The organism is Rhodococcus sp. JVH1, assembly GCF_000280725.2.
Lineage (GTDB): Bacteria > Actinomycetota > Actinomycetes > Mycobacteriales > Mycobacteriaceae > Rhodococcus_F > Rhodococcus_F jostii_A.
In genome coordinates this window covers 2,209,376-2,234,320 of the sequence record NZ_CP166289.1, presented here as the reverse complement: position 1 = coordinate 2,234,320, position 24,945 = coordinate 2,209,376, and the positions used below count along the sequence as shown (strand labels likewise).

Sequence of the window (24,945 nt, the reverse complement as noted above, 5' to 3'; positions counted from 1 at the left end):
CGCACTACTTCTCGGTTCGCGCACCCCTTTTCGAGCCCGAGAAGTAGGGCGTGAACCGAGAAACGGTGCGGCTATAGCGACCGCACCGTAAGCCGCTCGGCGGACGGGAGCGGCGCCTGCGTCACCCAGCCTCGTGGCGACCCGGCACGCGCGACCGCGCGACGGACACGCTCTGCCACCAGCCCCGGCGACCCGAGGTCGTCCCAGGTCCACCGCACCACCTGGAATCCGAGGTCGCGCAGCGCGTCCTCACGTTGCTTCTCGGCGAAGACAGCGTCGCCGGGGGATTGCCCGGGTTTCAGCAGCCGTCCGTACTTGACGCGTCCGTCGAACTCTCCGAGCACGATGCCGCCGAAGTGGAAATCGACGCGCCCGATTCGGCGCCCGCCGGGTTCGAACACCTCGCCTTGTTGGGACGGGGCGGGCAGCCCGGCACTCGACAACATGACCCGGCTTCGAGATTCACCGACGCTGTCGCTGTGCCCGCTCACGAAGCGGACGACCCTTCGCGCCGCATCGACGCCGTGACGACGCGCAGCGTGGGCGAGTTCGGTGTCCAGGTCTTCTCGGCTGATGCCGAACCTCCGGACGGCCGCGTCACCCACCACGACGGCCTGCTCGAACGGCAGAGTTCTCGCGAGGTCGATCACGGTCCGCGCCGGGAGGGTCAGCGAGTGCCCGTCCACCACTGCCACGTGCTCTCCGATGGGCGCGCAGTGCACCGTTTCTGGTGACGTGCACGCGGTCGAGGGGCCTCTTCCACAACGGCAGCCCGTACACGACGGTCGCGGATTGGTGGCTGAGCACCGCGTCGTCCGACACGGCGTGAATTGTCGAGTCGATGAGGAAGCGATGACGTTCCTCCTCGCCGAGCGCCGAGTACATCGACGCGGAGAGATATGCGCCGCGGCCGATGCGCTGCCATTCGCCGCGCGTGTACAGGCGTCGGATCTCGTCGTCGCTGTAGCCGCGGTTCAACGCCTCCTGGCGTCGCAGCATCGCGCCCGGGTCATGTTCCATGGGAACGATTCTGGCCGGAGCCGCCTGAAGAATCCGGTCCGAAGGACCCGGCTGTGGATGGACCGAGGCTTGTGGACAACTCCCGCACTCCTTCTCGGCTCCCGCACTACCTGTGGGGGCCGAAAAGGAGTGCGTCCACGGAGAAAGAGTGCCGGAGTCCACGTGGTCGGGACACGAAATAGCCCGGCGGCCGGGGAGGTACCCCGGCCGCCGGGCCGTGTGAAGCCGATCAGAACGCTGCTTCGTCGAGCTCCATGATGTCGTTGTCGATGTTGGCGACGATGCTGCGGGTGGCGGTCAGTTCCGGCAGCACGTTCTTCGCGAAGAAGGACGCGATGGCGACCTTGCCCTCGTAGAACGCCTTGTCCTTGTCGGAGGCACCCTCGTCGAGGGCCCTGATCGCGATCTCGGACTGGCGGAGGAGCTGCCAGCCGATGAGCAGGTCGCCGACGGACATCAGGAAGCGGACGGAACCGAGGCCGACCTTGTACAGCTCGGACGGCTGCTCCTGCGCACCCATGAGGTACCTGGTGAGGGTGGCGGCCATGGTCTGGACGTCCTCGAGGGCGGTGGCGAGCAGGGCCCGCTCGGCCTTGAGGCGACCGTTGCCTGCCTCGCTGTCGATGAACTTCTTGACCTCGCCTGCGACGTGGGCGAGTGCCACACCGCGGTCGCGGGCGATCTTGCGGAAGAAGAAGTCCTGCGCCTGGATGGCGGTGGTGCCCTCGTACAGCGAGTCGATCTTGGCGTCGCGGATGTACTGCTCGATCGGGTAGTCCTGCAGGAAGCCGGAGCCACCGAAGGTCTGCAGGCTGTCCGTCAGGTACTGGTACGCCCGCTCGGAGCCGACGCCCTTGACGATGGGGAGCAGCAGGTCGTTGACGCGGAACGCGAGGTCCTTGTCGGCACCGGACACCAGCTTGGCGGTGGCCTCGTCCTGGTGCGCCGCGGTGTACAGGTACACGGCGCGCAGGCCCTCCGCGTACGCCTTCTGCATGGCGAGGGCGCGACGGACGTCGGGGTGGTGCGTGATGGTGACGCGCGGCGCGGCCTTGTCCGTCATCTGCGTGAGGTCTGCGCCCTGGACGCGTTCCTTCGCGTAGTCGAGGGCGTTGAGGTAGCCGGTGGAGAGGGTGGCGATGGCCTTGGTGCCGACCATCATCCGGGCGTGCTCGATGACGTCGAACATCTGCGCGATGCCGTTGTGGACCTCGCCGACGAGCCAGCCCTGGGCGGGAATGCCGTGGCCGCCGAAGGTGACCTCACACGTGGCGGAGACCTTCAGGCCCATCTTGTGCTCGACGTTGGTGACGAAGACGCCGTTGCGCTCGCCCAATTCGTTGGTCTCGAAGTTGAAGTGCGTTTTCGGGACGAAGAACAGCGACAGTCCCTTGGTGCCGGGGCCTGCGCCCTCGGGGCGGGCCAGGACCAGGTGGAAGATGTTCTCGAACAGGTCGTCGGAGTCGGCGGACGTGATGAACCGCTTGACGCCCTCGATGTGCCAGGAGCCGTCGTCCTGCTTGATGGCCTTGGTGCGGCTTGCGCCGACGTCGGAACCGGCGTCGGGTTCGGTGAGGACCATGGTGGCACCCCAGCCGCGCTCGACGCAGGTGGCGGCCCACTTCTTCTGCTCTTCGGTGCCGTTGTGGAACAGCACGTCCGCGAACGCGGGTCCGGCCTGGTACATGTGCGCGGCCGGCTGGGCGCCGAGGATCAGCTCACTGATGGCCCACACGACGGACCGGGGGACGGGTACGCCGCCGATCTCCTCGGAGAGTCCCATGCGGTACCACTCGGCGTCCCACAGTGCGCGGAACGACTTCTTGAACGATTCCGGCAGGGTGACGGTGTGGTTCTCGGGGTCGAAGACCGGAGGGTTGCGGTCGGCGTCGGCGAAGGACTCGCCCAGCGGTCCCTCGGCGAGGCGGGCAACTTCGCTGAGCATGTTGCGGACGGTGTCGGCGTCGAGATCGCCCCACACGCCTTCACTCAGCGGCTGCTCGAGACCGAGTACCTCGAAGAGGTTGAACTCCAGGTCGCGGACGTTGCTCTTGTAATGGCCCATGTCTTCTGTCTCTCCCAGTGAGATGGTGCGGTCTATCCGTTAGTACCGCCCAAGTTATTACTCGTCGGTAACATCAGCGATATTACGCCCGATTTACCTGACTGCCAAGACTCGGGCGGTGCGCGACGACGAGCGCGTCGATCGCCGTTCCGGCGTCCGTCTCGCGGAAGCGCCGTTCGGCGACGTCGACGGAGAGCCGCCCGTCGAACGAGTCCACCAAATCATGTGGCGTGTAAAGGATTTCGGGGTCCTGGGGACCCCCGACTCCCTGCGACAAGTTAACGGTGTCATGCCCCAAAATCATGAGGATTCCATCAGGTTTCAGCGCAGATATGGCGCGGTTCACAACCTGCAGACGCTCCTCGGCGGCGAGATGGAGGTAGATCATGAGTACGAGGTCGTACTCGCCGCCGAGGTCCGAATCGGTGACGTCGGCGACGCGGTAGTCGAGCCGTTCGCGGACCGAGCGGGGCGCCTCGGCGGCCACCCGGCGGGCCTTGTCGACGGCCACGGCCGAGTAGTCGAGCCCCGTCACCTCCCAGCCGCGGGTGGCGAGCCAGTGCGCGTTGCGGCCCTCGCCGCATGCGAGGTCGAGTGCGCGGCCGCGGGGGAGCGAGGTGACCCGCTCGACCACGACGGCGTTGGGTGGCGCGCCCCACACCAAGTCGCTCTGTGAATACCGTTCGTCCCAGGCAGCTGCATCCATGCCCCGACGCTAGTACGCGGGCTACGGCGTGAGTGTGGTCCGCATGAGGAGCACGTTGTAGTTGTTGTGCACCGTCGTGAGGAAGTAGAGGTCTCGTCCCGACGACCACGGGTGGATGTAGGCGCCGTACGCGCTGGGCAGCTCCCGGGTGTCGACAAGCACCTCCGGTGGGCCCCACGGTCCGGTGACCGACGGTGAGCGGCGCATGACCACGGAGTTGTACTGGTCTGTGGTCAGCATGAGGTATTGGCCGAGGTACTCGTTGTACGCGACGGACAGTTCGCCGACTCCGCCCGGCATGATCGGCTTGGCGACGTCGGGGTTGCCCTTGATCCACTTGGCGCCGTCGAAGTATTCGTACGCGCCGAGGTCCATGATCTGGGGTTCCGGAACCCGTGCGATGTGGACGAGCCCGCCGCGGCCGGCGGGTGTTCCGTACTGGTAGACGAAGCCGTCGGCCTTGACGAAGGCACTCATCTGGAAGTTGGCGTTGCCGCCGACGTTCGGACGCTGCGTCTCGGGGGCGACGGTCCAGTTCTCGCCGTTGTCCTGTGAGTAGACGAGACCGGAGTAGTTGGTGTCCCACGTTCCCGCCGGTCCCCAGTTCTTCACGGACATCATGCTCAGAACCTGGGTGTTGCCGACGGCGACGCCGGCGGTGGGGATGCGGCTGATCTCGACGAACGGAATCTTCGGGCTCGGGACGAGCTCCTTGGACTGGCCGAAGATGTCACGGGGAGAGCTGTCGAAGTTCATCCCGTCGGCGAGGATGCCGTCCGAGCTGCGGAACAGTGTGCTGCTGCGCCAGGCCCACAGGCTGCCCGACAGCAGGTTGGGCAGTCCGAGGCCGGCGGAGTCGCCGAAGGCCGTGAGGACCTGGCCCTGGCCGTTGTCCCACATGATGCCGAGGTCGGTGCCGAGGACGTTGGCGTCCTGGGTGCGGTTCGGGCTGAGCATGCCAGTCTGCTGTGCGACTGCCTGGGTGCGTCCGGTGAGGTGCGGAATCCCGTTGGTGCCGTTGAGTCCGGGGATCGGATTGATGGCGTTGGGATTCGCGGCGGCCGGGCCGGCGAATGCGATCAACGTCACGGCCGCGCCGATGAGCGACGCTGCTGCAAGAGCTCTGGTTCGCTTCACGAAGGACACTCCATCTCTAGCAGCAGGCGGCACTGCGTGGCCCGAAGAGACCACTCCCCCTACCGGTGATCAACTGCTGGAAATCGCCAGAAGTCTAACAAGTCTGTCCTTACGAAAGTGTCGGTTTGACCGCCGTGTTCGTTTCATCGGCGCCTCCACCGAACCGATGTTACCGACGAGTAACAGGAACCGGTGCTACCCGCTGGGCGGTCGCCGACGTAACGTGTGCTGGCGACAAGTCCACACTGCGCGTAACCACGCGGGACCTGATGAGGAGATCGATCGATGGGAAAGCAGATTGCCACCGTGGCTGGAGGTCGGCAGTCCGCCCTTCTCGGGCTCGGCGTGTACCGGCCCGAACGGGTCGTCACCAACGACGAGATCTGTGAACTGATCGACTCGAACGACGAGTGGATCCAGTCGCGCTCGGGAATCCGCAACCGGCGGTTCGCGGCGGAGGACGAGAACGTCGTCACGATGTCCATCGAAGCCGGGCGTAAGGCGATCGAAGCGAGCGGGATCGATCCCGAGCAGATCGGCTGCGTCATCGTCGCCACGTCGACGTACCTCCTGCTGACCCCGCCCGCCGCGGCGGTGGTGGCCGACGCCCTGGGCACCAACGGGCCCGGAGCATTCGATCTCGGCGGTGGCTGCGCGGGCTTCTGCACCGCGCTGACCGTGGCGTCGGATCTGGTTCGCGGAGGATCCGTCGACTACGCCCTCGTCGTGGGTGTCGAGAAGATGAGCATCACCACCGATCCCACCGACCGCGCGACGCGGTTCATCTTCGGTGACGGCGCCGGCGCCGTGGTCGTGGGCAAGAGCGACGTCGCGGGCATCGGTCCGGTGGAGTGGGGTTCGGACGGCGCCCAGGCCGACGCCATCGTGCAGGACCTGGATTGGTACGAATACATCACGACGCCGGGTGCCACGCGCCCGTATATCAAGATGGCCGGTACCGCGGTGTTCCGCTGGGCCGCCTTCGAGATGGGCAAGGTGGCCCTGCGGGCGATCGAGAAGGCCGGCATGTCGGTCGACGATCTCGACGCGTTCGTCCCGCACCAGGCCAACTCGCGGATCACCGAGGTGATCGCCCGCAGCATGAAGCTCCCCGAGAACGTGCCCGTGTCCGACGACATCGCCGAGAGCGGCAACACGTCGGCCGCGTCGGTGCCCCTCGCCATGGAGGAGATGCTGCAATCGGGCGCCACCAAGCCCGGCGACACCGCCCTGCTGCTCGCCTTCGGCGCCGGGCTGTCCTACGCGGCCCAGGTCGTGACGATGCCGGTACTCGCGAAGGACTGACCCGGCCCCGTAGGGGACAGGAAAGCAGGGGTCGATGAGCGTCACCCGGCAGTCGGTCGCCGTCGCGGTGCTGATATCCGGCGCCGTGGCCCTCGCGGGCTGCGGCGGCGGGAGCACCGGCGGCGGCAGCACCTCGACGGTGTCCGGCTCTGCGGTGGAACTGAACTCGGGCGGTGACTGCGCGGGCCGCGACGTGATCGTCGACAGGGACGGTGCCGTGGTCGTCCTCGACGGCGAGTGCGGCACCGTCACCATCGAGGCCAACGGCGTCTCCGCGAACGTCGCGACGTCGAACGCGGTCGTCGTGAACGGTCAGGACACCAACGTCGTCGGCGGGCAGACCGGAACGCTCACGATCTCGGGGCGCAGCAACAGTGCCACCATCGACGTCCTCGAGTCGATCGACGTGCAGGGCAACGCCGTCACCGTGCTCGGCAAGCAGGCGGGGCGGATCTCGGTCAGCGGCAGCGGGAACTCCGTGACGGTGGACGACTCCGGTTCGATGACGGTGAGTGGCAACGACAACTTCGTGCGCGCCGTGTCTCTCGACTCCCTCGAACTCACCGGGTCCAACAACTCCGTCGACTGGGATTCCGGTGCGCCGGCCCCGTCGGTCGACACGGGCTCCGAGAACCGGCTCACCTCGCCCGGCGCGTGATCACCGGGCTCCACAACCGGTGAGCACCGCGGCCATCGCATCGCGCTCGGGCGGGGTCACCCAGAGCCGGTACGCCACTTTCACTTCCACCTGACGCGCCACGTAGGTGCAGCGGTACGCCGCCAGCGGGGGCAGCCATGTCGACGCGTCGGCATCGCTCTTGCGCTGATTGGTGGGTCCGTCCACCGCCTGCAGATTGCGGGGATCGTTCGCGAGGTCCGCCCGCGTCTGCGCGTCGAGGAGCTGAGCGCCCTTCTGCCACGCGTCCGACAGCGCCACCACGTGATCGATCTGCACGGCGTCCGACGTCTTCGTGCCCCTGGTGAACGCAATGATGGTGCCCGTGTAGAGATCCCGCAACGTGCCCGACTGCACCACGCAGTTGCGGGTGCGGTCCCGTGAGGTGATGTCGACGAGGTCGCGTCGCAGGATGTCGTTGCGGGTGTCGCAGCCGTTGCGTCCGAGTTCGACCGACACGTTGTCGGTCCAGCTGGCGCCGAACAGTTCCCGGTCGTACCCCGTTTTGGGTGCCCGGCCCTTCACCTCGAGGGTGGACAGCTGAGTGAACGCCGTCTGTATCTGTTGTGTGTCAGTGACTTCCGAGGGTGCAACTGGTCCGGTTCCGGCGGCAAGGGTGTCGTCGGGGTCGGGGGTGAGCATCGTGACGAGCACGACGACGAACAGCCCGGCGAGGATCCAGGGCCACTTCGTGCGGATGGTCGTGATGATGGAGCCGGTGTTCGGTACCGCAGAGCGGGGCATGAATCTCTCCTGAAATCAACGCTGTTCGTCATTTCTATCAGGAGTGGCCGCGCGGACCGGTGATCGACGCGGGTTTACGTGGTGGCGCCCTGCAGCAGAGGAATCAGCAACTCGTCGTCGCTGAGTGCGCCGTGCTGCCCGGGGAGGGCGGACAGCCTCGACTCCGCCTTGCGCCGGACCACCGCGACGCCGCCCTGGGCGATGGCGACGACGTCCCCGATGCGGCCCTGCACCTCGGACCGCACAGCCGGTCCGAACAGTCCCGCGGTGACGGCCTGGTCCCTCGTGCCGATCCACATGCGGTGTCCCAGTTCGCTCCTCCACCGGTCGGCGACGTCGCGCCCGGCTCCGGCGCGGGTGTGGACGTGCCTGCACCGCGGTTCGCCGGCGAGTGCCACCACGTCGTCCGACAGGGCGGGAGTGGCGTCGAAGTCGATCTTGTCGGCGTCGTCGACGGTGACCATGCCGTGGTCGGCGGTGACGTACAGGTGGGTGTCGGGTTGTGCCGCCGCGAGTCCCGCGGCGAGCTTCTCGACGAGCCGGTCGACGAGGGTGACCTGGTGCAGCCAGGATTCGGATCCCGGTCCGTAAATGTGCCCGAGCGTGTCGATTTCGCTGAGGTAGCAGTAGGTGAGGGTGCGGTCGCCTGCCCGGGCCGCGGTGACGACGTGCGCGATCAGGTCACCGTACGCGTGTATTCCTGCGAACGTGCCGCCGCGGAGGACGGCGCGGGTGAGCCCGGACCCGTCAAATTTCGCGGGAACCACCGTCGTGCACCTGATACCTGCTGCCGCGGCGCGTTCGAACACGGTCGGTGCGGGCTGGACGACCTCCGGCACCAGCCGGGTCAGTTCGTCGCCCTTGTGGCCCGCGCGCCACGACAACCAGTTGAGCGTGCCGCGAACCTCACGAACGTATGACTGGTAACCGGTGATGCCGTGACTGCCGGCCGGCAACCCCGTGCCGAACGACGCGATGCTGGTGGCGGTCGTGGTGGGGAAGCCAGCCCGGATCGGCCGTCCCGTCAGGCTGTCGAGAAACGGGGCGTGTTCGCGGTGACGACGCAGCAGCGTCCAGCCGAGGCCGTCGATCAGGAACACCACGGTGTGCCTGCTGTCCGGCAGGTGCAGCCGATTGGGTTCGCCGGCAACGCCCAGTGCGGCGAGAACGGACGGCATCAGCGCAGACAGCGTGGGCTGCGAATACACGTCGAGCGGGGGCGCCGTAACGGTCATGACTTCCACTATGGTGTATCGGCTCGGCCTGCACTACGGGTTGTCGGCTCCGGCTGCACTATGGGGTGTCGGCTCCGGCTGCACTATGGGGTGTCGGCTCCGGCTGCACTATGGGGTGTCGGCTCCGCCGACGCGGTGGTACAGGTCCACGGGCTGGCCGTCGGACGGAAACGGCAGAGACGTGTAATTGAGCGGGGCGACGTAGCCGGGGCTCACATGCCAGTGGAATCGCCGCAGCAGGTGGTGCATGACCGTCTTGATCTCGGCGCCCGCGAAGTGCATCCCCAGGCATTTGTGCACGCCGCCGCCGAACGGCTCCCACGCGAACCGGTGAACCTTGTCCTCGCGGCGTTCGGGTGCGAACCGTTCGGGGTCGAACCTCTCCGGATCGGGCCAGTACTCGGGCATGTGATGGGTGAAGTGCACGACCACCGACATGTACGTGCCCCGGGGGATGTAGTGGCCGAGCACCTCCGTGTCCTCGACCGCGCGGCGGGCGACCACCGGGACCGGCGGCACGAGGCGCAGGCATTCCTTCATCACGAGGTCGAGGTCGGTCAGTTCGTCGAGTTGATCGTAGGTCGGGGTGGACGTGCCCAGTGCCGCCGACTGCCGTCTGCACCGCTCCTGCCAGTCGGGGTGCTGACCGAGGTACTGCATCATCGTCGACAGCGTGATGGTGGACGTGTCGTGCGCCGCCATCAGCAGGAAGATCATGTGGTTGACGACGTCGTCGTCGCTGAACCGTTGCCCCTCTTCGGATTCGATGTGGCACAGCGCGGAGAAAAGGTCTTCGCCGGCGCCCGCGCGACGCGCGGGCAGGTAGCGGCGGAAGAACTCCTCGAGTCGTGCGCGCCCGTCGATGCCACGCTTCCATCGCGTTCCGGGCAGGGGATACCGGATCACCGACGTGGCGGCCTGCACACAGTCGATGAAGGCCCTGTTGATCTCGGCCATCTCCCGGGGCGTCGACCCCTCGGCGCCGCCCATGAAGATGCTCGTGGCGAGATCGAGTGTCAGCTCCTTCAGCGCCGGGTACGCGGCGAAGCCCGCGGTGGGCTGCCAGGCGTCGAGGCCCTTCTCGACAGCCGGATGGAGTGCCTCGGTATAGCGCGACAGCCGGTCGCGGGTGAAGGCCTGCTGCATGATTCGCCGGTGGGCGAGGTGTTCGTCGCCGTCGAGGAGCATCAGCCCGCGGTGGAAGAACGGCCCGATCAGCACGCTCCACCCGTCGCTGTTGACGAAGGCCCGGTCCTTGTTCTGCAGCACCGTCTGGCAGCCGTCCGGTCCGAGCACGGTGACCCACCGTTTGCCTGCCATGCTCAGCCACGACACGGGGCCGTAGCGATCCCAGCGACTCTGTAGCAGTCCCATCGGGTCGCGGAAGTAGTCCAGTGAGTGTCCGATGACGGGGAATCCGGCATTGCCCGAAATGGGTTGCAGGGTGCTTTGCGGTGGGGGAGCAGCGAGAACTTTGGGCATCGGCCCTCCTGGTGGCATATGTGACAGGACACGCTGTCAGATGCCTGTAGTGTGCGTCACACCGGCGGGTCTGTCAACATCGAGTCATGAGTTCACCGGCGCGCCAGTACCGCGGTCGAAGTTCGGAGCAACGCGCCGCGGAGCGCCGCGCGCGACTGCTCGAGGCGGGACTGCAGGTGTTCGGCACCGTCGGCGGCGAGAAGGCGACCATGACCGCGATCTGCGCCGAGGCGAAGCTGACGGAACGCTATTTCTACGAGAGCTTCCGCGACCGGGACGACCTGCTGGTGCAGGTGATCGAGGGCATTGCCGCGGAGATCGCGGAGGCGGCGCGGGTCACCCTCCAGACCGTGACCGGCGACCCCGAGGTGCGGGCGCGGGCGGCGATCGCGACGTTCGTCGACATCCTGACGGCGGACCCGCGAAAAGGTCGGGTGTCGATCATCGAATCGGCGGCTGCCGAACCGCTACGGACGCGACGGCGTGAGTTGTTACGGGCGTTCGCCCTGCTGGTCGCGGAGGAATCGAAGGAACTCTACGGCGACAGGGCGTGGTCGTCGCCGCAGGACGAGATCACCGCGCTGCTGTTCGTGGGTGGGCTCGCGGAGCTCATGACGGCGTGGCTGAACGGCGAGATCGAGGTGTCTCCCGAGCAGATCGTCGATGCCGCGACCTACCAGTTCACGTCCACCGCACACCGCTGAGCGGGTCCCGGGCGGAAACGTGACGGGTGTCACGTGCGAAGCTGTGGGCATGGTGGATATCGCACGCCCGCAGTTGGAGGGCACGGTCGCGGTAGGCGAGGGGCGTCGGCTCGGCTTCGCGGAGTTCGGTTCGGCACAGGGCAGGGCGGTGTTCTGGCTGCACGGCACACCCGGTGCGCGGCGTCAGGTACCGATGGAGGCCCGGGCGTTCGCCGAACGCGAGCACGTCCGGCTGATCGGGATCGACCGGCCGGGGGTCGGGTCGTCGACGCCGCACCGCTACGGCGCCGTGATCGACTTCGCCGAAGACCTGCGCACGGTCGCCGACACACTGGGCGTCGACCAGATGGCCGTGGTCGGCCTGTCCGGTGGCGGCCCCTACACGCTGGCCGCGGCGTACGCGATGCCCGACCGCGTGGTCGCGACCGGCATCCTGGGGGGTGTCGCGCCGACGAAGGGTCCCGACGCGATCCGCAGTGGGCTGATGGATCTCGCCGTCCTGGCGGCTCCGGTGCTGTCCGCGGGCGGTGTCCCCGTCGGGTTGGCGGCGAGTTCCGTGATCAGGCTGGCGAGGCCGTTCGCGTCGCCGATCATCGACCTGTACGGGCGGCTGTCGCCGGAGGGTGACCGCCGTCTGCTCGCGCGGCCGGAGTTCAAGGCGATGTTCCTCGACGATCTGCTCAACGGCGGCCGTAAGCAGCTCAGTGCACCGTTCGCCGACCTCGTGCTGTTTGCGCGGGACTGGGGATTCCGGGTGAATGCGGTGAAGACCCCGGTGCGGTGGTGGCACGGCGACTGCGACCACATCATTCCGCTCCGGCACGGGCAGCACATGGTGTCGCTTCTTCCCGACGCCGAGTTCCACACGATGCACGGGGAAAGCCATCTCGGGGGCCTGGGCATGTCGGAGGAGATTCTCCGCTCACTCCTCGACATCTGGGACGCCAAGGAGGCGCAGGCGCCGTTCGGCCCGGTGTGACGGTGGCGCGTTCTGCGCGCCACCGTCACCGGGTCAGGACTGCAGCGTCGTGATCTGGAAGGTGGCGCCGAGCGGGTCGGCGACGGACGCGAGCCGCCCGAACGGGGTGTCCTCTGGGGCGCGCCGGACGGTGCCGCCCAGTTCGGTCACCTTCGCGACCGCGGCATCCGTGTCCTCGACGCCGATGTAGAACTGCCAGAACGAGGGGACGCCTTCGGGCAGGAACGAGTCGGCGTCCATGACTCCGGCCACGGTGCGGTCGCCGAGGTTCGCCTGCGAGTACCGGAATTCGTCTGTGTCGCCGAGGGTCCGGAAGGTCCAGCCGAAGACGTCCGCGTAGAACGGGAGCGCCGCCGCGTAGTTCCGCGACAGCGTTTCGTGCCAGACGGGCGCGCCGGGCTCGTCCACGAGACCGAAGCCGCCGTGCTGATCGGCCTGCCACACGCCGATCACGGCGCCGGCCGGATCGCCGAGGATCGCCATCGTGCCCTGGTCGCCCACGACCATTGCGGGCATCATCACCTGGCCGCCCGCCTCGGCGGCCTTCGCCGCGGTGGCCTCCGCGTCCTCGGACGCGATATACGTGGTCCACACGTTGCCGTACGGGTTGCCCTGCTGTTGGGGGCCAAGGCCCGCAATGGGTTTGCCGTTCATGCTGAAGATGGAGTAGCCGCCGTACTGCGGATCCTCGTTGGTGTCGGACCTCCACCCGAACAGCCCGGTGTAGAACGGAATGACCTGTCGTGGGTCGGAACTGGTGAGATCGATCCAGCAGGGAGCGCCGGTGAGGGACGGGCGGTCGGGCATCTCGGTCTCCTAGGATGTCTGGGGTCGGTGTGGTGCCGGTCACAAACCTACGCGTCCCGACGACCTGCCGTCGGTTCGCGCCGGCCTGTGGAAGACTCGGCGCATGTCTGCGAGCGAGAACCAGGACAGCCCGGGCCGGGCCCGCCAGAATCTGATCTATCGCGACGGCGTCCTCGGTCGCACACCCTCCGTTCCCACCGACTTCGACACGCTGGAGCGGCGCGCGAAAAGGAAGATGAGCGCGAAGGGGTGGGCGTACGTCCACGGCGGCGCGGGGCTGGGTCGCACGATGCAGGCCAACCGCGATGCGTTCGACAAGTGGCAGATCGTTCCCCGGGTGTTGCGCGACGTCTCGAAGCGCGACATCGGGGTCGAGTTGTTCGGGCGCAGGATTCCGGCCCCGGTGCTGCTCGCCCCGGTGGGCGCGGCCGAACTGGCCAGCCCCGAGGCGGATGTGGCGATCGCCGCCGCGGCCGCCGAACTGGGTGTGCCGTACATCTTCTCCAACCAGGGCTGCGCACCGATGGAGGAGAGTGCGGCGGCGATGGGCGACGCACCCCGGTGGTTCCAGCTGTACTGGAGCACCGACGACGATCTCGTCGACAGCCTGCTCCAGCGCGCCGAGAACATTCGTGCGGACGCCGTCGTCGTCACCCTCGACACGACCATGCTCGGCTGGCGCCCGGAAGACCTCAATCTCGGCTCGCTGCCCTTCGCGCAGGGGCAGGGGATCGCGCAGTACACGTCCGATCCGGTGTTCCGCCGGATCGTGCACGAGCGGATCAAGGCCGCCGCAGGCAAGGCGGACGTCGAGGTGACACTCGGCGCGATCCGGTCACTGGTGTCGATGACCCGGCGCTTCCCGGGTCGCTTCCTCGACAACCTGCGGTCGCCGGAACCGCGGGCCGCCGTGGAGACGTTCCTCGACATCTACTCCCGGCCGTCGCTGAGCTGGGCCGATATCGAGACCCTCCGCAGCAGGACGTCGCTGCCGATCCTCCTCAAGGGCGTGCTGCACCCGGACGACGCCAGGCGCGCGCTCGACGCCGGGGTGGACGGCATCGTGGTGTCGAATCACGGTGGGCGGCAGGTGGACGGCAGCGTGTCATCGCTGGACGCGCTCGTGGACATCGCGCCCGTCGTCGCCGGCAGGCTGACGCTGCTCCTCGACAGCGGAATCCGCACGGGAGCAGACGTCTTCAAGGCCCTCGCCCTCGGTGCGGACGCGGTGACGCTCGGCAGGCCCCACCTGTACGGCCTGGCCCTCGCAGGTCAGGCGGGTGCGCGGGACGCCACCGCCAACGTGATCGCCGAGTTCGACCTCACGATGGGGCTCAGTGGCCTGACGTCGGTGGCCGAGATCGACCGGGACGCCCTGCGCAGGGCGTAGACATGTCAGAGTTCGGCGATCGTGATGATCCCGTCCTGAAGGGCCCGCACCAGCAGCGCCGTCTTGGTGGACGCATCACGTCCGACCAGCGCGTACTTCTCGCGGATGCGGGTCAGGTGTGTGTTGACCGTTCCGAGGGCGATGTGGAGGTCGGCGGCGACGGCGAGCTTGGAGTCGCCGCGCAACCAGTGGCGGAGAACCTCGATTTCGCGCGCCGACAACGCCGGCTTCGGATACGTGCGGGCGACTGCCGGCTCGTCCGTATGTGGGGGGTGCCCGAGTGCGTCGGGTGCAGTGGTCATGCCGATCTCATCTTTCTGACATGTACGAAAGCGATACAGGTACCCGACGTCCCTGCAGGCAGTTCAGGTTAACTGGTGACGGCGGCGCGTATCGCGCCAGGTCCGGATCAGCTCTCACAGCCGACGCCGTCGCCGTCGCGATCGAGGTGGGTGCCGTAGCCCGGCGCGCCGATGTGGACCGGCGCGGCACCGGCCGCCTTGGCCGCCGAACAGTTCTTGTAGTAGACGTCGCTCGGCGGTGCCGTGTCGACGAACGGGACGGGTGCGGGTGCCGGAGCGGGCGCGGGTGCCGGAACGGGCGCAGGTGCTGCTTCCGGGACCGTGCTGGTAGTCGGAGCGGGCGCGACTGCGGGCGCCGCCGCCCCGCAGTCCTGGAGAACCCGAGCAATCGCATCGTGCTCGGCCTGAGTCACCCACAGCCCGTACGCGGCCTTCACCTCCACCTGATCGGCCACGTAGGTGCACCGGTAGCTCTTGTTCGGGGGCAGCCAGGTTGCGGCGTCTCCGTCCGACTTCTGCTGGTTGGTGGGGCCGTCGACGGCTTTCAGGTTCCGCGGATCGTTCGCGAAGTTCGCCCTGGTCGCGGTGTCGAGCTGCTGCGCCCCCTTCTGCCAGGCGTCGGACAGTGCGACGACGTGATCGATCTGCACGGCATTCGACGTGTCCGCACCGCGAACGAAGGAGATGGTGTTGCCCGTGTACGGGTCGAGCAGCGTTCCGGTCTGTACCGCGCAGTCGCGGGTGCCCGGCTTGAACACGATCTGTTCGAGGTCGCGCCGGAGGATGTCGTTCCGCGTGTCGCACCCGTTGTGACCGCCCTCGACCGTGACGTCGTCGGTCCACGCCTGGCCGAAGAGATCCCGGTCGTAACCGGTCTTCGGTGCGCGTCCCTTGACCTCGAGGCCGGCGAGTAGCTGCAACGCGGCGGTCGCGTCCGCGCCGCCGGCCGCGGCGGGTTCGACCGGCGAGAGGGCGAGCGCAGACGGCACCGGTGTCAACGAACTCGACGCGACACGCACGGTCGTCGAATCGGCGACCGTGGGTGCCACGGACGCGGAGACCGCTGTGGCCTGGGCCGATTGGTCGTCCTGTCCGGGGCTGAGGAACGAGACCGCGGCCACGACTACGACGATCCCGCCGGTGATCCAGGGCCACTTCTGGCGAGTGGCAGGTGATGAGGGCGGGGGAAGCGTCATGCCGGTCCTTCAATGAACGTGGGGGGTCGAATGTTCATCGCGCGGAACGGCTCTTCCGTTACTCGGTATCGCGGGAACTGTTAGCATGCCCGGGACCGGAATTCGTGCGTGTGGAGGGCGGTAGTCGGTCGTGACACGACAGATCTTTCGGGGGAAATTGCGAACAGCGGCCGTGACGGCCGTGACAGTGGTCTCTCTGCCTCGGTGGCACCGTCGCGGCGGCCGCCGATCCGATCGTCGACACCGGTCAGGCGCTCGGTTCCGCGGTGGCGCCGAACGGGTCGACGCTCGATCACGTCACCGTGATCGATTCGAGACACCTGACGTTGCACGTCTTCTCGGCGTCGATGCAACGGGTCGTTCCGGTGTACGTGCAGCGCCCCGCCGACACGAGCGTGCCGAGGCCGACGCTGTACTTCCTCGACGGTCAGGTCCGTCGGGAGAAGACCGATGTCGAAGAGTTCCTGGCCGACCAGAACGTGAACGTCGTGAGCCCTTCCGGCGGCGAGAACGCGTATTGGACGGACTGGAAGAGCCCCGACCCGGTGATGGGAGTGAACAAGTGGAAGACCTTTATGACTCAGGAACTTCCGCCGGTCGTCGACGCAGCCCTCGGCACCAACGGAGTCAACGCGCTCGCCGGCATGTCACGGGTGGGTACTGCCGCTCTGCAGTTGGCGATCGCCGCTCCCGGCCTGTTCCGCGGTGTGGCCGCCTACAGCGGTTGCGCTCTGACCAGTGATCCGCTCGGTCAGCTCCTCATCAAGATCACCATGGACAACTACGGCTACGGCAACCCGGCCAACATGTACGGGAAGGCGGACGATCCGGCGTGGGCGGCGAACGATCCCTGCGTTCACGCCGCCGAACTGCGCGGAACGGAGTTGTTCCTCTCCAGCGGCAACGGTCTGCCGGGGCGCCACGAGACCCTGGACGGCCCCGGGATCGACGGGAACGTCGCGACGCTCGCGCGTCAGATCTACGCGGGTGGTCCCATCGAAGCGGTGACCAACTACTGCACCCATCGATTTACGGATCGCCTGGGGGAACTGGGAATACCTGCAACCGCGAGTTTCCGTGACTCGGGCACACACTCGTGGGGATATTGGCAGGACGACCTGCACGATTCCTGGCCGGTGCTGGCTCGGGCGCTGGGAGTGTGAGCGAAGTTCCTCCGGTGTTTCCCGGCGGCGAGGTCACCGACGACCTCGAGATCACGCGGTCGCTCGTCGTTCCGGCCGCCGAGTTGCAGTGGCGGTTCTCCCGCGCCGGCGGTCCCGGCGGTCAGGGCGTCAACACCACGGACTCGCGGGTGGAGTTGCGGGTGAACCTGTGGACGTTGTCGACGCTGTCGCGGTCCCAGCTCGAACGCATGCAGGTTCAGCTGGGACACAGGCTCATTGACGGGGTGGTCACCGTGACGGCGTCCGAAACCCGTTCGCAGCTGCGCAATCGGCGCGCGGCGCGGGCCCGGATGGCGGCGTTGTTGCGCGCGGCGGTCCTCGCCGAAACCCGCACCCGGCGTCCGACCAAGGCGACCAAGGGTTCGCACCGACGAAGACTCGACGCCAAGAAGCAACGCGGCCAGACCAAGAACCTGCGGAGGAAGCCGGACATGTAGGGGGTTGCGTACAGTCTGCGTGTTCTGAATGTTTGATGTCGTTTCGTGTTGTTTAGTGCAGTGATGTTGCGGGGTTGGGCGACCGGTGTGCAGTATCGGACCCCGTTGGTGTGGTTCCACGCGGCGGCACTGCCGGTCCAGGCTCACCGTTTGCTCTCGGAGACGATTGTGGTGGGGGTTCCGGCGGTCGGGACCCGGCGGTGGGTGCGTTGGTGCGTGTTGCCGGGTGTCGTCCTGTCAGTAGGCCGATCTGGAACGCCAGGCGGGGGTGTGGTGTGACCGAATATGGAACGCGGGGTCTGGGTGTGTCGAGGACGGTCACCGAGATCGGTTCCGACCACTACATTTCGCAGGCAAGTGGCTGATCCGATTGTGTCGTCGGCATCGGGACCGACTCGCCAGGTTCGGGTTCGGCCTCATCGAGGCTGTGTTGTCGGTGCCCTGTCGTACCGTGCTTGTGTTGACCGACGACGGGTGGTGATGATCTGGTGCGCGATATGACCGAGGTGAAGGCCTCGCTGTGTGCCCGCCGATGCGGGCGGCGTGGTTCACGCCGGAGTGCCGCAGCTGCGGTGACCGCTGCGGCGGATCTGTCGTGACGCCCACAGCTGTGCTCGCCGATCCCGGTGACCACGTCACGGCACCGGCTCCGGGCGCGGCGCTCGACCAGGTTGCGGACTCTTCTCGGACGGTGATCCGTGCCTACGTTTTTGTCCTCGAGCCGACCCCGGAGCAGGCGTCGGTGTTGCGGTCGCACTGTGGGGCGCAGCGCTTCGCCTACAACTGGGCACTGTCGCAGGTCAAGGCGAACCTCGACCAACGGACTGCGGAACGGTCTTACGAGATCCCTGACGCGGAGTTGACGCCGCCGGTGTCCTGGTCGCGGCGTACGGCCTGCGCAAACACTGGAACACCGTGAAAGACGACGTCGCCGTCAACACCGACACCGGGCAGGTGTGGTGGCCGGAGAACTCGAAAGAGGCCTACAGTTCCGGACTCGCGAACTGCGCGGCCGCCCTATCGAACTGGTCCGACGCCCGATCCGGAAAACGCAAAGGTCCGATGGGATTCCCCCGCTTCAAGGGCAAACGGGCGGTGCTGTCGTGCCGGTTCACCACCGGCAGTTTCGGGTTGGTCACCGACAGCGGGGATCGACGCCACATCCAACTACCACGGATCGGCGTGGTCCGGTCTGCCGAATCGACCCGCAAATTGGCACGAAAGACGATCGCCGGGACGGCGCGGATTCGGTCGGCGACCCTCTCGTTTCGTCGGGGCCGGTGGCAGGTGTCGTTCTCGGTCGAAATCGCTCTCCCCGCGCGGGCACTGCCACCCGCCACCACCGGTATCTCCGCCGCGGTCGGCGATTGCGGAGTGGTGGTCGGAGTCGATGTGGGGGTCAAACACCTCGCAGTCCTCTCGAACGGGGAGATGATCGAGAATCCGACGCACGCACGCAAGCATGCGAAACAACTTCGTAGCCTCGGGCGCCGTGCGTCCCGCCGTGTCGGCCCGGATCGTCGCACCGGTCAACAACCCTCCCGGCGCTGGCTGCGCACCCAGGAACAGTCCGGGCGGTGCGCATCCGCATCGCGAACAGTCGCCGCGATCACCTGCACAAACTCACCACCCGACTGGTGCGGGACTTCGATACCGTCGTCGTCGAAGACCTCAACGTCGCGGGAATGACCCGTTCCGGTGGCGCCTACAAGCGGGGGTTGAACCGGGCTCTGCAGGATGCGGCGTTCGCCGAGATCCGGCGACAACTGACCTATAAGTGCGAGTGGGCTGGCACCGGTCTGCAGGTGGCGGACCGTTGGTATCCGTCGAGTAAGACCTGCTCGAACTGTCAGGTAGTGAAAGCCAAACTACTCCTGAAGGTTCGGGTGTTCACCTGCGATGCGTGCGGATTCCGCGCTGATCGTGATCACAATGCTGCTCTCAACCTCGCTGCCCTCGCAGCGGTTGACGGTGGTGCGTCTTCGGCGAGTTGCGGACGAGACGTAAAAGACGCCCGACAGAAACCAACCATAAGACCCGCCGCTCGGTGGGCTGACGGTATTGCTGCGGGAACACCACTGAGTGGTGAACGTGACCGGGGTAACCCGGACACTCATGCAGAATGCACTAAACAACACTCAGCATGAACGGAACCTCCCGGATGTGTTGACCCCTGGTGTGCCGGAAGATGAGTACGGAAGCGCCGTGACGGGTGACCGGAGACGGCGAGGTCGGGGGATCGAGGGTCACATGAGTGTGCTTGACGGGGAATTACATTCGGCAGCGACGGCTGCCGCGGCGGGGGATCGCAAGGCCGTCGAGCGGGTGATGACGACGTTGTGGCCGCAGGTGGTGCGCTATTGCCGCACCCGCGTGGGGGATTCCACGCAGGTCACGCGGCCGGCGGACGAGGTGGCGCACGAAGCGTTACTCGCGGTGGCGCGGGAACTACCGGCTCTCGCGCGCAGTGATCATCCGGTCCGCGAGGTGTATCGCGTCGTGAGCCAGACCGTTTCGGATGCGCACGGCGGCACGGCCGGAAGTTCGGACATTCCGGCGGAAGTGGCCGGGCTGCTGCACCATCTCGACGTCACCGCCCGGGAGATCGTCCTGTTGCGGGTCATAGACGGGCTGTCCGTGCACGACACCGCGGGCGTGCTCGGGCTCCCGGTGGGCCGGGTCCTCGTCGTGCAGCACGAGGCGCTGCGGACCCTGCGGGCCAGGGTGGCGTGATCAGCGGTCGGCGTCAGCGCCTGCCGGACAGGACGCAGAACTCGTTGCCCTCGGGATCGGCGAGCACCACCCAACTCTGCTCGCCCTGACCGACATCCGCGTGCCGGGCGCCGAGCCCGAGAAGCCGCGCGACCTCGGCCTGCTGATCGTCGGGCCGGAAGTCGAGATGCAGCCGGTTCGGTATCTGCTTCCGGTCCGGAACCGCCACGAACAGGATCTCCGGGTGACTGTCGGCCAGGGGCCGGATGTGGACGTCGCCGTCGGAGTCGGTCACGGAGCCCCAGCCAAGGGCCTCGGCCCACCAGCCTCCCAGGGCTGTCGGGTCGAGAGCGTTGACCACCACGGCTTCCCATTGCAGTCCCATGCGTCAACGGTACGGGGAGCGGCGGACGCCCGTCACCGATTTCACCGCAGCGTCGGATCGATCGGTTCGACGCCGAGGCGTTCGGAGTACTGCTCGTTGAGTTCGCGCCAGCCGTAGTTCATCGCCTCGGCGCCGACAATCGGTCCGATCGGATTGCGTTCGAGCAGGCTGTCGGCGACGTCCAGGCACATGTGCCACCCGGCGGCCGTCATCGCCGCGGTTCGCTGGTCGTCGACCGTGTGGCGCAAGGTCAGTCGGGTGCCCGCATCGGTTTCCTCGATCGTCCAGAGCAGGACGTCGTCGCCCCACGCGTGTTCGAGGACGTGAGGTGATTCGGCCCGGGTCACGGTGCCGTCGAGTTCGGTGCGGTCCTGCCCGTCGACCATGATCAGGGTTGCGGGACCGACCGTTCCGAGGTTCCGGTCCGCGGTGTACGGCGCCCACTGCGGAAGTTCGCCGGGATCCGTGAGCGCGGTCCACAGCGCCGCCGGCGAGTGGGTGAAGTCGCGAACGAAGGTCAGAGCCCATCGGGTGCCGTCGGGTCGTGCCTCGACGTGCCGCAGTGGGCCGGGGCGGTAGTCGCGTCGTGCGTCTGATTCGGTCATGACGGGGTCTCCTTCGATTCGAGGTGCCGCTCGAGCGCATCGAGGTGATTCGCCCACAGCCGGCGGTAGGGCTGCAGCCACGCGTCGAACTCGTCGAACGGTTCGCGGTGCAGGCTGTAGATGCGCTGCTGGGCCGCGGTGCGGCAGGTGACGAATCCGGCCTGTCGCAGCACCCGCAGGTGTTTGGACACGGTCGGCTGGGGCAGGGCGAGTTGGTCGACGAGTTCGCCGACGCTGGCGTGACCGGCCCGCAGCCGTTCGAGGATCCTGCGGCGCTGTGGTTCGGCGACCACGGTGAACACGTCCGGTGCCATGACCCCGAGTATGCGCCTACGCGTATATACGCGTCAAGGAATATGAACGTCCGGTTGTGGCATGAACGCGATCGTCAGCAGGGACCGGACGAACTCGCGCAGAGCCCGCTCGTCGGACGTGTCCACGATCCCCTCCGTGATGATGAGCGAGCCGATGATGCGGAACGCCCACTCGGAGATGGCGGTGGGGCTCACGCCCGACAGTTGGTCGGGAGAGAACAGGCGCTCGAAGTGGGGAGTGAGCAGTTGCGCCCCGAGTTCGATCATCGGCTTCGCCTCGACCGTGAACCAGGGGAGCACCACGGCGGGGTCGTCGCGCAAACCCTTCTGCAGCAACCGGTGTCCGCGTGCGTACTGGACGGCGAACACGACGGCGTCGACGAATCGCACCTGGAGTTGGCTCTGCCGTCCCCGCAGCACCGGGTCGAGCACGACGAAGAACCGTGAGATCTCCCGCTGGAAGAGGGCCTCGAGAATGGCGGACTGATCGCCGACGTGTTTGTAGAGCGTGGGCCGGGACAGTCCCGCTCGCTCGGCGATGACCGCGTGAAGCCGGGTGCTGTAACCGAGTTCGATCAGGCATTCCTCGGCCGCGTCGAGGATCCGTTCCCGGAGTTCGCCGGGTGTCGGTGTCGTCGGCTGCGTCCTCACGGCCCTGATTGTGCTGTTCGGGTGGGGTGGGCGCAAACAGAAGCCACAAATGTGAACTGGAGTCACAGATAACCATTGACCTGCGTCACACCCGGGTTTACGTTTTACCTATGAACGGCAACGAGATGGAATCGCGCTCGACGAAGGGATCAGCGATGTCTCAGCGTTCACACACGATCGATCGGGAGGAAGTCGCCGGGCGGCTCCTCGCAGGCTCCGTCAAGCGTTCGTACGCCCCCGTGGTCGATATCGACTGGGACGCGCCCCTCGAGGACGGCAAGTACTTCCTGCCGCCGCAGGTCCTGTCCCTGTGGGGAACCGAGATGTGGGACCAGATGAGCGAGGCACAGCGCATCGAGTTGTCCCGGCAGGAATCGGCGAACATCCTCAGCGTCGGAATCTGGTTCGAGAACATCCTCAACCAGGCGCTCCTGCGCGCGCTGCTGCACAACGATCCGAGCTCGCTGCACACCCGGTACATGCTCACCGAGATGGGCGACGAGTGCAGGCACATGACGATGTTCGGGCGCGCCATCGAGCAGATGGGCGCCAAGCCCTTCCAGCTCCGGTGGTATCAGGCAGTCGTGGTCAACTTGCTGCCCAAGACATTTCGCGGAACCATGCTCTGGGTGGCCGCGCTGATCGGCGAGGAGATCTTCGACGCCACGCAGCGGCGCGTCCTCGAGGACCCGCAATTGCAGCCGATGATTTCCCGGCTGATGCGGATCCACGTCACCGAGGAGTCCCGGCACATCCGATTCGCGCGCGAGGGGGTGCGTCGCCGCATCGCGGAAGGCCACCGGATCGACCGGCTGTGGGTCGCAACGGTGCAGGGGATCGGCGGCCCGCTGTTCCAGCGGCTGTTCACCAACCCGGCCATGTACGAGCGGGCCGGGCTGGATCCGAAGGAGGCACGTCGACAGGCGTTGACAAATCCTCACTTTCGCGAGAATCAACGACGCGGGTTCGAGTCGCTGGCCGCGTTTCTCGAGGAGAACGGCCTGATGCGACCGACGTCCCGCGCGCTGTGGCGGCGCGGGGGATTCCTGTGACAACCGGGACCACCGAACCGGACGTCCTCGTCGTCGGCACCGGATTCGCCGGACTGTGCATGGCGATCAAGCTGAAGGAGGCGGGCGAGGAGAACTTCGTCGTTCTCGAGAAGGCCGACCGGGTGGGCGGAACGTGGCGGGAGAACACGTATCCCGGATGTGGTTGCGACGTGATGTCGCTGATGTATTCGTTCTCCTTCGCGCCCAACCGGAAATGGACCCGGATGTACGCGCGGCAGCCCGAGATTCTCGACTACATCGAACGGGTGGTCCGCGACTACGATCTGGCTCCACACATCAGGTTCGGCGCCGAGGTGATCTCCTACGAGTTCGACGAGACCACCGACCGGTGGCGGGTGGAGACCCGGTCGGGTTCGGTCTATCACCCCCGCATCGTGGTCGCCGGTCCGGGACCGCTGCACAAACCCAGCGTTCCGGATCTTCCCGGCCGGAAGTCGTTCTCGGGTGTGGCATTTCATTCCGCCGAGTGGGATCACTCGGTCGATCTGACCGGTAAGCGGGTGGCGGTCGTCGGTACGGGAGCGAGTGCCGTGCAGTTCGTTCCGGAGGTCGCGAAGACGGCCGCGCACGTCGACGTCTTCCAGCGGACGCCGCACTGGTTACTGCCGAAGCTGGACCGTCCGATCACCGCCGGTGAGAAGGCGGTGTTCAAGGCTGTTCCCGGAGTCCAGAAGGCATACCGCGGTGCGATCTACTGGAGCCACGAATCGCTGATCGCCGGTTTCCTGCACCCACGACTGATGACGGTGCTGGAGTCGGCCGCCCGGGGTCTGCTGCGCAGGCAGGTGCGTGATCCCGAACTGCGTGCCACGCTGACCCCCGACTACATCATCGGCTGCAAGCGTATTCTGGTGTCCAGCAATTTCTACCCGGCCCTGCAACGCGGCAACGTCGATCTGGTCACGTCGGGCATCTCGGAGGTCACCGAACGCGGGATCCGGACCGAGGACGGAACGATGCACGAGGCGGACGTCATCGTCTACGGCACGGGATTCGCAATCGGCGACCGATTCGAGAACGAGCACATCGTGGGCCGCCGCGGCCTGACGATCCAGCGGGCCTGGCGCGACGGCATGGAGGCCTACCTCGGTGTCGCGGTCGCGGGGTTCCCGAACTTCTTCCTCATGATGGGGCCGAATTCCGGTGGCGGCAACCAGTCGATCGTCTTCGTCATCGAGGCCCAGGCGCACTACATCACCCGATGCCTGGCGCTGATGAAGAAGCGCGACGCGACCCGGATCGAGGTGCGCGCGGGCGCGCAGCGCGAATTCAACCGGGTGGTCCACCGCAAACTCGCTGGCTCGGTGTGGAATTCGGGTGGTTGCCACAGCTGGTACCTCGATTCCACCGGCCACAATCGGGCGGCGTGGCCCGGGTCGAGCGCATCCTACTGGCGGCGCATGCGCACCCCGGACGACCGGCACTTCGAGCTGAGTTCGCTCGCCGAGCGCGAGGACGACACGGAGTACCGCGGGCCCGGCGTGCTCAAATCCGGCGACCTGACCGTGGCCGTCGAGGTCTTCCTGAACGGCCACATCGAACCGCTGGACGGCCTCTACCACTGGTACGGCCGCGTCGTCGGCGACGGCGTCGACGCGGCGAAAGGGCGCAACCGCACCCCGTTGTTCCTCACCATCGGGGACGGTCCGGAAGTGCCCGCGGCGCTCGCCGAGCGCGACCCGTGGGGCCACTTCCGGATCGCCGGGGTGGGCACGCCCCCGTTCCCGCTGGCGCCGGTCGAAGTCGAGGTTCCGATCTCCCGGGCCAAACTCGCCTCGGCGGAATAAGCTTGTTGCTGAGCGTGTATCACACGTCGGACTCGAGCGGGAAGGGTGC

At 67.0% G+C, this 24,945-nt stretch carries 27 protein-coding genes and 1 pseudogene; 13 read left to right on the top strand and 15 right to left on the bottom strand.

Translation table 11 applies throughout. From position 1 onward, the window contains the following. Positions 1 to 71: 71 nt before the first annotated feature. The 5 genes from JVH1_RS10290 to JVH1_RS10270 form a co-directional block, all read right to left on the bottom strand. Positions 72 to 695 carry a hypothetical protein gene (locus JVH1_RS10290; protein ID WP_337460974.1) on the bottom strand — a complete coding sequence of 208 codons (624 nt, stop codon included), beginning with the start codon at positions 693 to 695 and terminating at the stop codon, positions 72 to 74. After that, positions 598 to 1,020 (bottom strand): hypothetical protein, encoded by a 423-nt coding sequence (locus tag JVH1_RS10285; RefSeq protein ID WP_337460976.1) that lies wholly within the window; start codon positions 1,018 to 1,020, stop codon positions 598 to 600. Before JVH1_RS10285 ends, JVH1_RS10290 begins: the two co-directional genes overlap by 98 nt. Before the next feature lie 229 nt (positions 1,021 to 1,249). Beyond that, positions 1,250 to 3,085 (bottom strand): acyl-CoA dehydrogenase, encoded by a 1,836-nt coding sequence (locus JVH1_RS10280; RefSeq protein WP_009478235.1) that lies wholly within the window; start codon positions 3,083 to 3,085, stop codon positions 1,250 to 1,252. A gap of 82 nt (positions 3,086 to 3,167) precedes the next feature. Beyond that, positions 3,168 to 3,791 (bottom strand): bifunctional 2-polyprenyl-6-hydroxyphenol methylase/3-demethylubiquinol 3-O-methyltransferase UbiG, encoded by a 624-nt coding sequence (locus JVH1_RS10275; protein WP_043781173.1) that lies wholly within the window; start codon positions 3,789 to 3,791, stop codon positions 3,168 to 3,170. Between the two features lie 21 nt (positions 3,792 to 3,812). Further along, a complete protein-coding gene (locus JVH1_RS10270; protein ID WP_009478237.1) occupies positions 3,813 to 4,928 on the bottom strand; it encodes a DUF4185 domain-containing protein in 1,116 nt (371 codons plus the stop codon). Between the two features lie 285 nt (positions 4,929 to 5,213). Here JVH1_RS10270 and JVH1_RS10265 point away from each other — a divergent pair, with 285 nt between their 5' ends. Both JVH1_RS10265 and JVH1_RS10260 read left to right on the top strand, forming a co-directional pair. Next, a complete protein-coding gene (locus JVH1_RS10265; protein ID WP_009478238.1) occupies positions 5,214 to 6,233 on the top strand; it encodes a beta-ketoacyl-ACP synthase III in 1,020 nt (339 codons plus the stop codon). A gap of 34 nt (positions 6,234 to 6,267) precedes the next feature. Next, positions 6,268 to 6,891 carry a DUF3060 domain-containing protein gene (locus JVH1_RS10260; RefSeq protein WP_009478239.1) on the top strand — a complete coding sequence of 208 codons (624 nt, stop codon included), beginning with the start codon at positions 6,268 to 6,270 and terminating at the stop codon, positions 6,889 to 6,891. Here the strand turns inward: JVH1_RS10260 and JVH1_RS10255 are convergent, their stop codons facing one another. The 3 genes from JVH1_RS10255 to JVH1_RS10245 all read right to left on the bottom strand — a co-directional run bounded on the left by JVH1_RS10255 (position 6,892) and on the right by JVH1_RS10245 (position 10,370). Then, positions 6,892 to 7,653: an HNH endonuclease family protein gene (locus tag JVH1_RS10255; protein WP_009478240.1), complete on the bottom strand. Its 762-nt coding sequence runs from the start codon at positions 7,651 to 7,653 to the stop codon at positions 6,892 to 6,894. It abuts the gene before it with no gap. Between the two features lie 74 nt (positions 7,654 to 7,727). Beyond that, positions 7,728 to 8,888, bottom strand: coding sequence for an alkaline phosphatase family protein (locus tag JVH1_RS10250; RefSeq protein WP_009478241.1), 1,161 nt, complete (start codon positions 8,886 to 8,888; stop codon positions 7,728 to 7,730). A 108-nt stretch (positions 8,889 to 8,996) separates the two neighbouring features. Continuing rightward, complete coding sequence (locus JVH1_RS10245; RefSeq protein ID WP_009478242.1) at positions 8,997 to 10,370, bottom strand: cytochrome P450; 1,374 nt, start codon at positions 10,368 to 10,370, stop codon at positions 8,997 to 8,999. An 86-nt stretch (positions 10,371 to 10,456) separates the two neighbouring features. On the opposite strand from JVH1_RS10245, the gene JVH1_RS10240 reads away from it, so the two are divergent. Together JVH1_RS10240 and JVH1_RS10235 are read left to right on the top strand one after the other, a co-directional pair. Further along, positions 10,457 to 11,074, top strand: coding sequence for a TetR/AcrR family transcriptional regulator (locus tag JVH1_RS10240; protein WP_009478243.1), 618 nt, complete (start codon positions 10,457 to 10,459; stop codon positions 11,072 to 11,074). A 49-nt stretch (positions 11,075 to 11,123) separates the two neighbouring features. Then, positions 11,124 to 12,053 carry an alpha/beta fold hydrolase gene (locus JVH1_RS10235; RefSeq protein WP_011597417.1) on the top strand — a complete coding sequence of 310 codons (930 nt, stop codon included), beginning with the start codon at positions 11,124 to 11,126 and terminating at the stop codon, positions 12,051 to 12,053. Between the two features lie 33 nt (positions 12,054 to 12,086). Here JVH1_RS10235 and JVH1_RS10230 read toward each other — a convergent pair whose 3' ends face one another. Then, on the bottom strand, positions 12,087 to 12,860 hold the full coding sequence (locus JVH1_RS10230) for a VOC family protein (protein ID WP_009478245.1): 774 nt from the start codon (positions 12,858 to 12,860) through the stop codon (positions 12,087 to 12,089). A 103-nt stretch (positions 12,861 to 12,963) separates the two neighbouring features. On the opposite strand from JVH1_RS10230, the gene JVH1_RS10225 reads away from it, so the two are divergent. After that, positions 12,964 to 14,250, top strand: a complete 1,287-nt coding sequence (locus tag JVH1_RS10225; protein ID WP_009478246.1) for a lactate 2-monooxygenase — start codon at positions 12,964 to 12,966, stop codon at positions 14,248 to 14,250. A gap of 5 nt (positions 14,251 to 14,255) precedes the next feature. On the opposite strand, the gene JVH1_RS10220 is transcribed toward JVH1_RS10225, so the two are convergent. Continuing rightward, positions 14,256 to 14,552, bottom strand: coding sequence for a response regulator transcription factor (locus tag JVH1_RS10220; protein WP_005574983.1), 297 nt, complete (start codon positions 14,550 to 14,552; stop codon positions 14,256 to 14,258). Between the two features lie 107 nt (positions 14,553 to 14,659). Further along, positions 14,660 to 15,748 carry a DUF1524 domain-containing protein gene (locus tag JVH1_RS10215; RefSeq protein ID WP_009478247.1) on the bottom strand — a complete coding sequence of 363 codons (1,089 nt, stop codon included), beginning with the start codon at positions 15,746 to 15,748 and terminating at the stop codon, positions 14,660 to 14,662. A 172-nt stretch (positions 15,749 to 15,920) separates the two neighbouring features. Between JVH1_RS10215 and JVH1_RS10210 the strand changes: the two are divergent. The 6 genes and pseudogenes from JVH1_RS10210 to JVH1_RS10185 all read left to right on the top strand — a co-directional run bounded on the left by JVH1_RS10210 (position 15,921) and on the right by JVH1_RS10185 (position 20,102). Then, positions 15,921 to 16,911: pseudogene (locus JVH1_RS10210) on the top strand (alpha/beta hydrolase). After that, the gene (gene arfB, locus JVH1_RS10205; protein ID WP_016883776.1) at positions 16,908 to 17,369 is read left to right on the top strand and encodes an alternative ribosome rescue aminoacyl-tRNA hydrolase ArfB; all 462 of its coding nucleotides are present in this window, start codon (positions 16,908 to 16,910) and stop codon (positions 17,367 to 17,369) included. Before JVH1_RS10210 ends, arfB begins: the two are co-directional and overlap by 4 nt. Before the next feature lie 595 nt (positions 17,370 to 17,964). Then, complete coding sequence (locus JVH1_RS10200) at positions 17,965 to 18,288, top strand: helix-turn-helix domain-containing protein (RefSeq protein WP_157174051.1); 324 nt, start codon at positions 17,965 to 17,967, stop codon at positions 18,286 to 18,288. Continuing rightward, entirely contained in the window at positions 18,285 to 19,058 is a 774-nt protein-coding gene (locus JVH1_RS10195) for a transposase (protein ID WP_009478253.1), read from the top strand. Before JVH1_RS10200 ends, JVH1_RS10195 begins: the two co-directional genes overlap by 4 nt. Further along, complete coding sequence (locus JVH1_RS10190) at positions 18,947 to 19,516, top strand: RNA-guided endonuclease InsQ/TnpB family protein (RefSeq protein ID WP_371112974.1); 570 nt, start codon at positions 18,947 to 18,949, stop codon at positions 19,514 to 19,516. The genes JVH1_RS10195 and JVH1_RS10190 overlap by 112 nt, the downstream gene beginning before the upstream one ends. Positions 19,517 to 19,619: 103 nt before the next feature. Next, a complete protein-coding gene (locus JVH1_RS10185) occupies positions 19,620 to 20,102 on the top strand; it encodes a sigma factor-like helix-turn-helix DNA-binding protein (RefSeq protein WP_009478255.1) in 483 nt (160 codons plus the stop codon). Between the two features lie 13 nt (positions 20,103 to 20,115). On the opposite strand, the gene JVH1_RS10180 is transcribed toward JVH1_RS10185, so the two are convergent. From JVH1_RS10180 to JVH1_RS10165, 4 genes are read right to left on the bottom strand one after another with little or no spacing between them, the layout of a single operon-like run. Further along, the gene (locus JVH1_RS10180; RefSeq protein WP_011597426.1) at positions 20,116 to 20,466 is read right to left on the bottom strand and encodes a VOC family protein; all 351 of its coding nucleotides are present in this window, start codon (positions 20,464 to 20,466) and stop codon (positions 20,116 to 20,118) included. A 41-nt stretch (positions 20,467 to 20,507) separates the two neighbouring features. Then, positions 20,508 to 21,071 carry an SRPBCC family protein gene (locus JVH1_RS10175; protein WP_009478257.1) on the bottom strand — a complete coding sequence of 188 codons (564 nt, stop codon included), beginning with the start codon at positions 21,069 to 21,071 and terminating at the stop codon, positions 20,508 to 20,510. Next, the gene (locus JVH1_RS10170) at positions 21,068 to 21,385 is read right to left on the bottom strand and encodes a helix-turn-helix transcriptional regulator (protein ID WP_009478258.1); all 318 of its coding nucleotides are present in this window, start codon (positions 21,383 to 21,385) and stop codon (positions 21,068 to 21,070) included. The genes JVH1_RS10175 and JVH1_RS10170 overlap by 4 nt, the downstream gene beginning before the upstream one ends. Positions 21,386 to 21,418: 33 nt before the next feature. Further along, positions 21,419 to 22,036, bottom strand: coding sequence for a TetR/AcrR family transcriptional regulator (locus JVH1_RS10165; protein WP_009478259.1), 618 nt, complete (start codon positions 22,034 to 22,036; stop codon positions 21,419 to 21,421). Positions 22,037 to 22,161: 125 nt separating this feature from the next. On the opposite strand from JVH1_RS10165, the gene JVH1_RS10160 reads away from it, so the two are divergent. Both JVH1_RS10160 and JVH1_RS10155 read left to right on the top strand, forming a co-directional pair. Next, positions 22,162 to 23,088 (top strand): diiron oxygenase, encoded by a 927-nt coding sequence (locus JVH1_RS10160; protein ID WP_051033763.1) that lies wholly within the window; start codon positions 22,162 to 22,164, stop codon positions 23,086 to 23,088. Further along, on the top strand, positions 23,085 to 24,896 hold the full coding sequence (locus JVH1_RS10155; protein WP_009478261.1) for a DUF4873 domain-containing protein: 1,812 nt from the start codon (positions 23,085 to 23,087) through the stop codon (positions 24,894 to 24,896). The genes JVH1_RS10160 and JVH1_RS10155 overlap by 4 nt, the downstream gene beginning before the upstream one ends. The last annotated feature ends 49 nt before the right edge of the window (positions 24,897 to 24,945 follow it).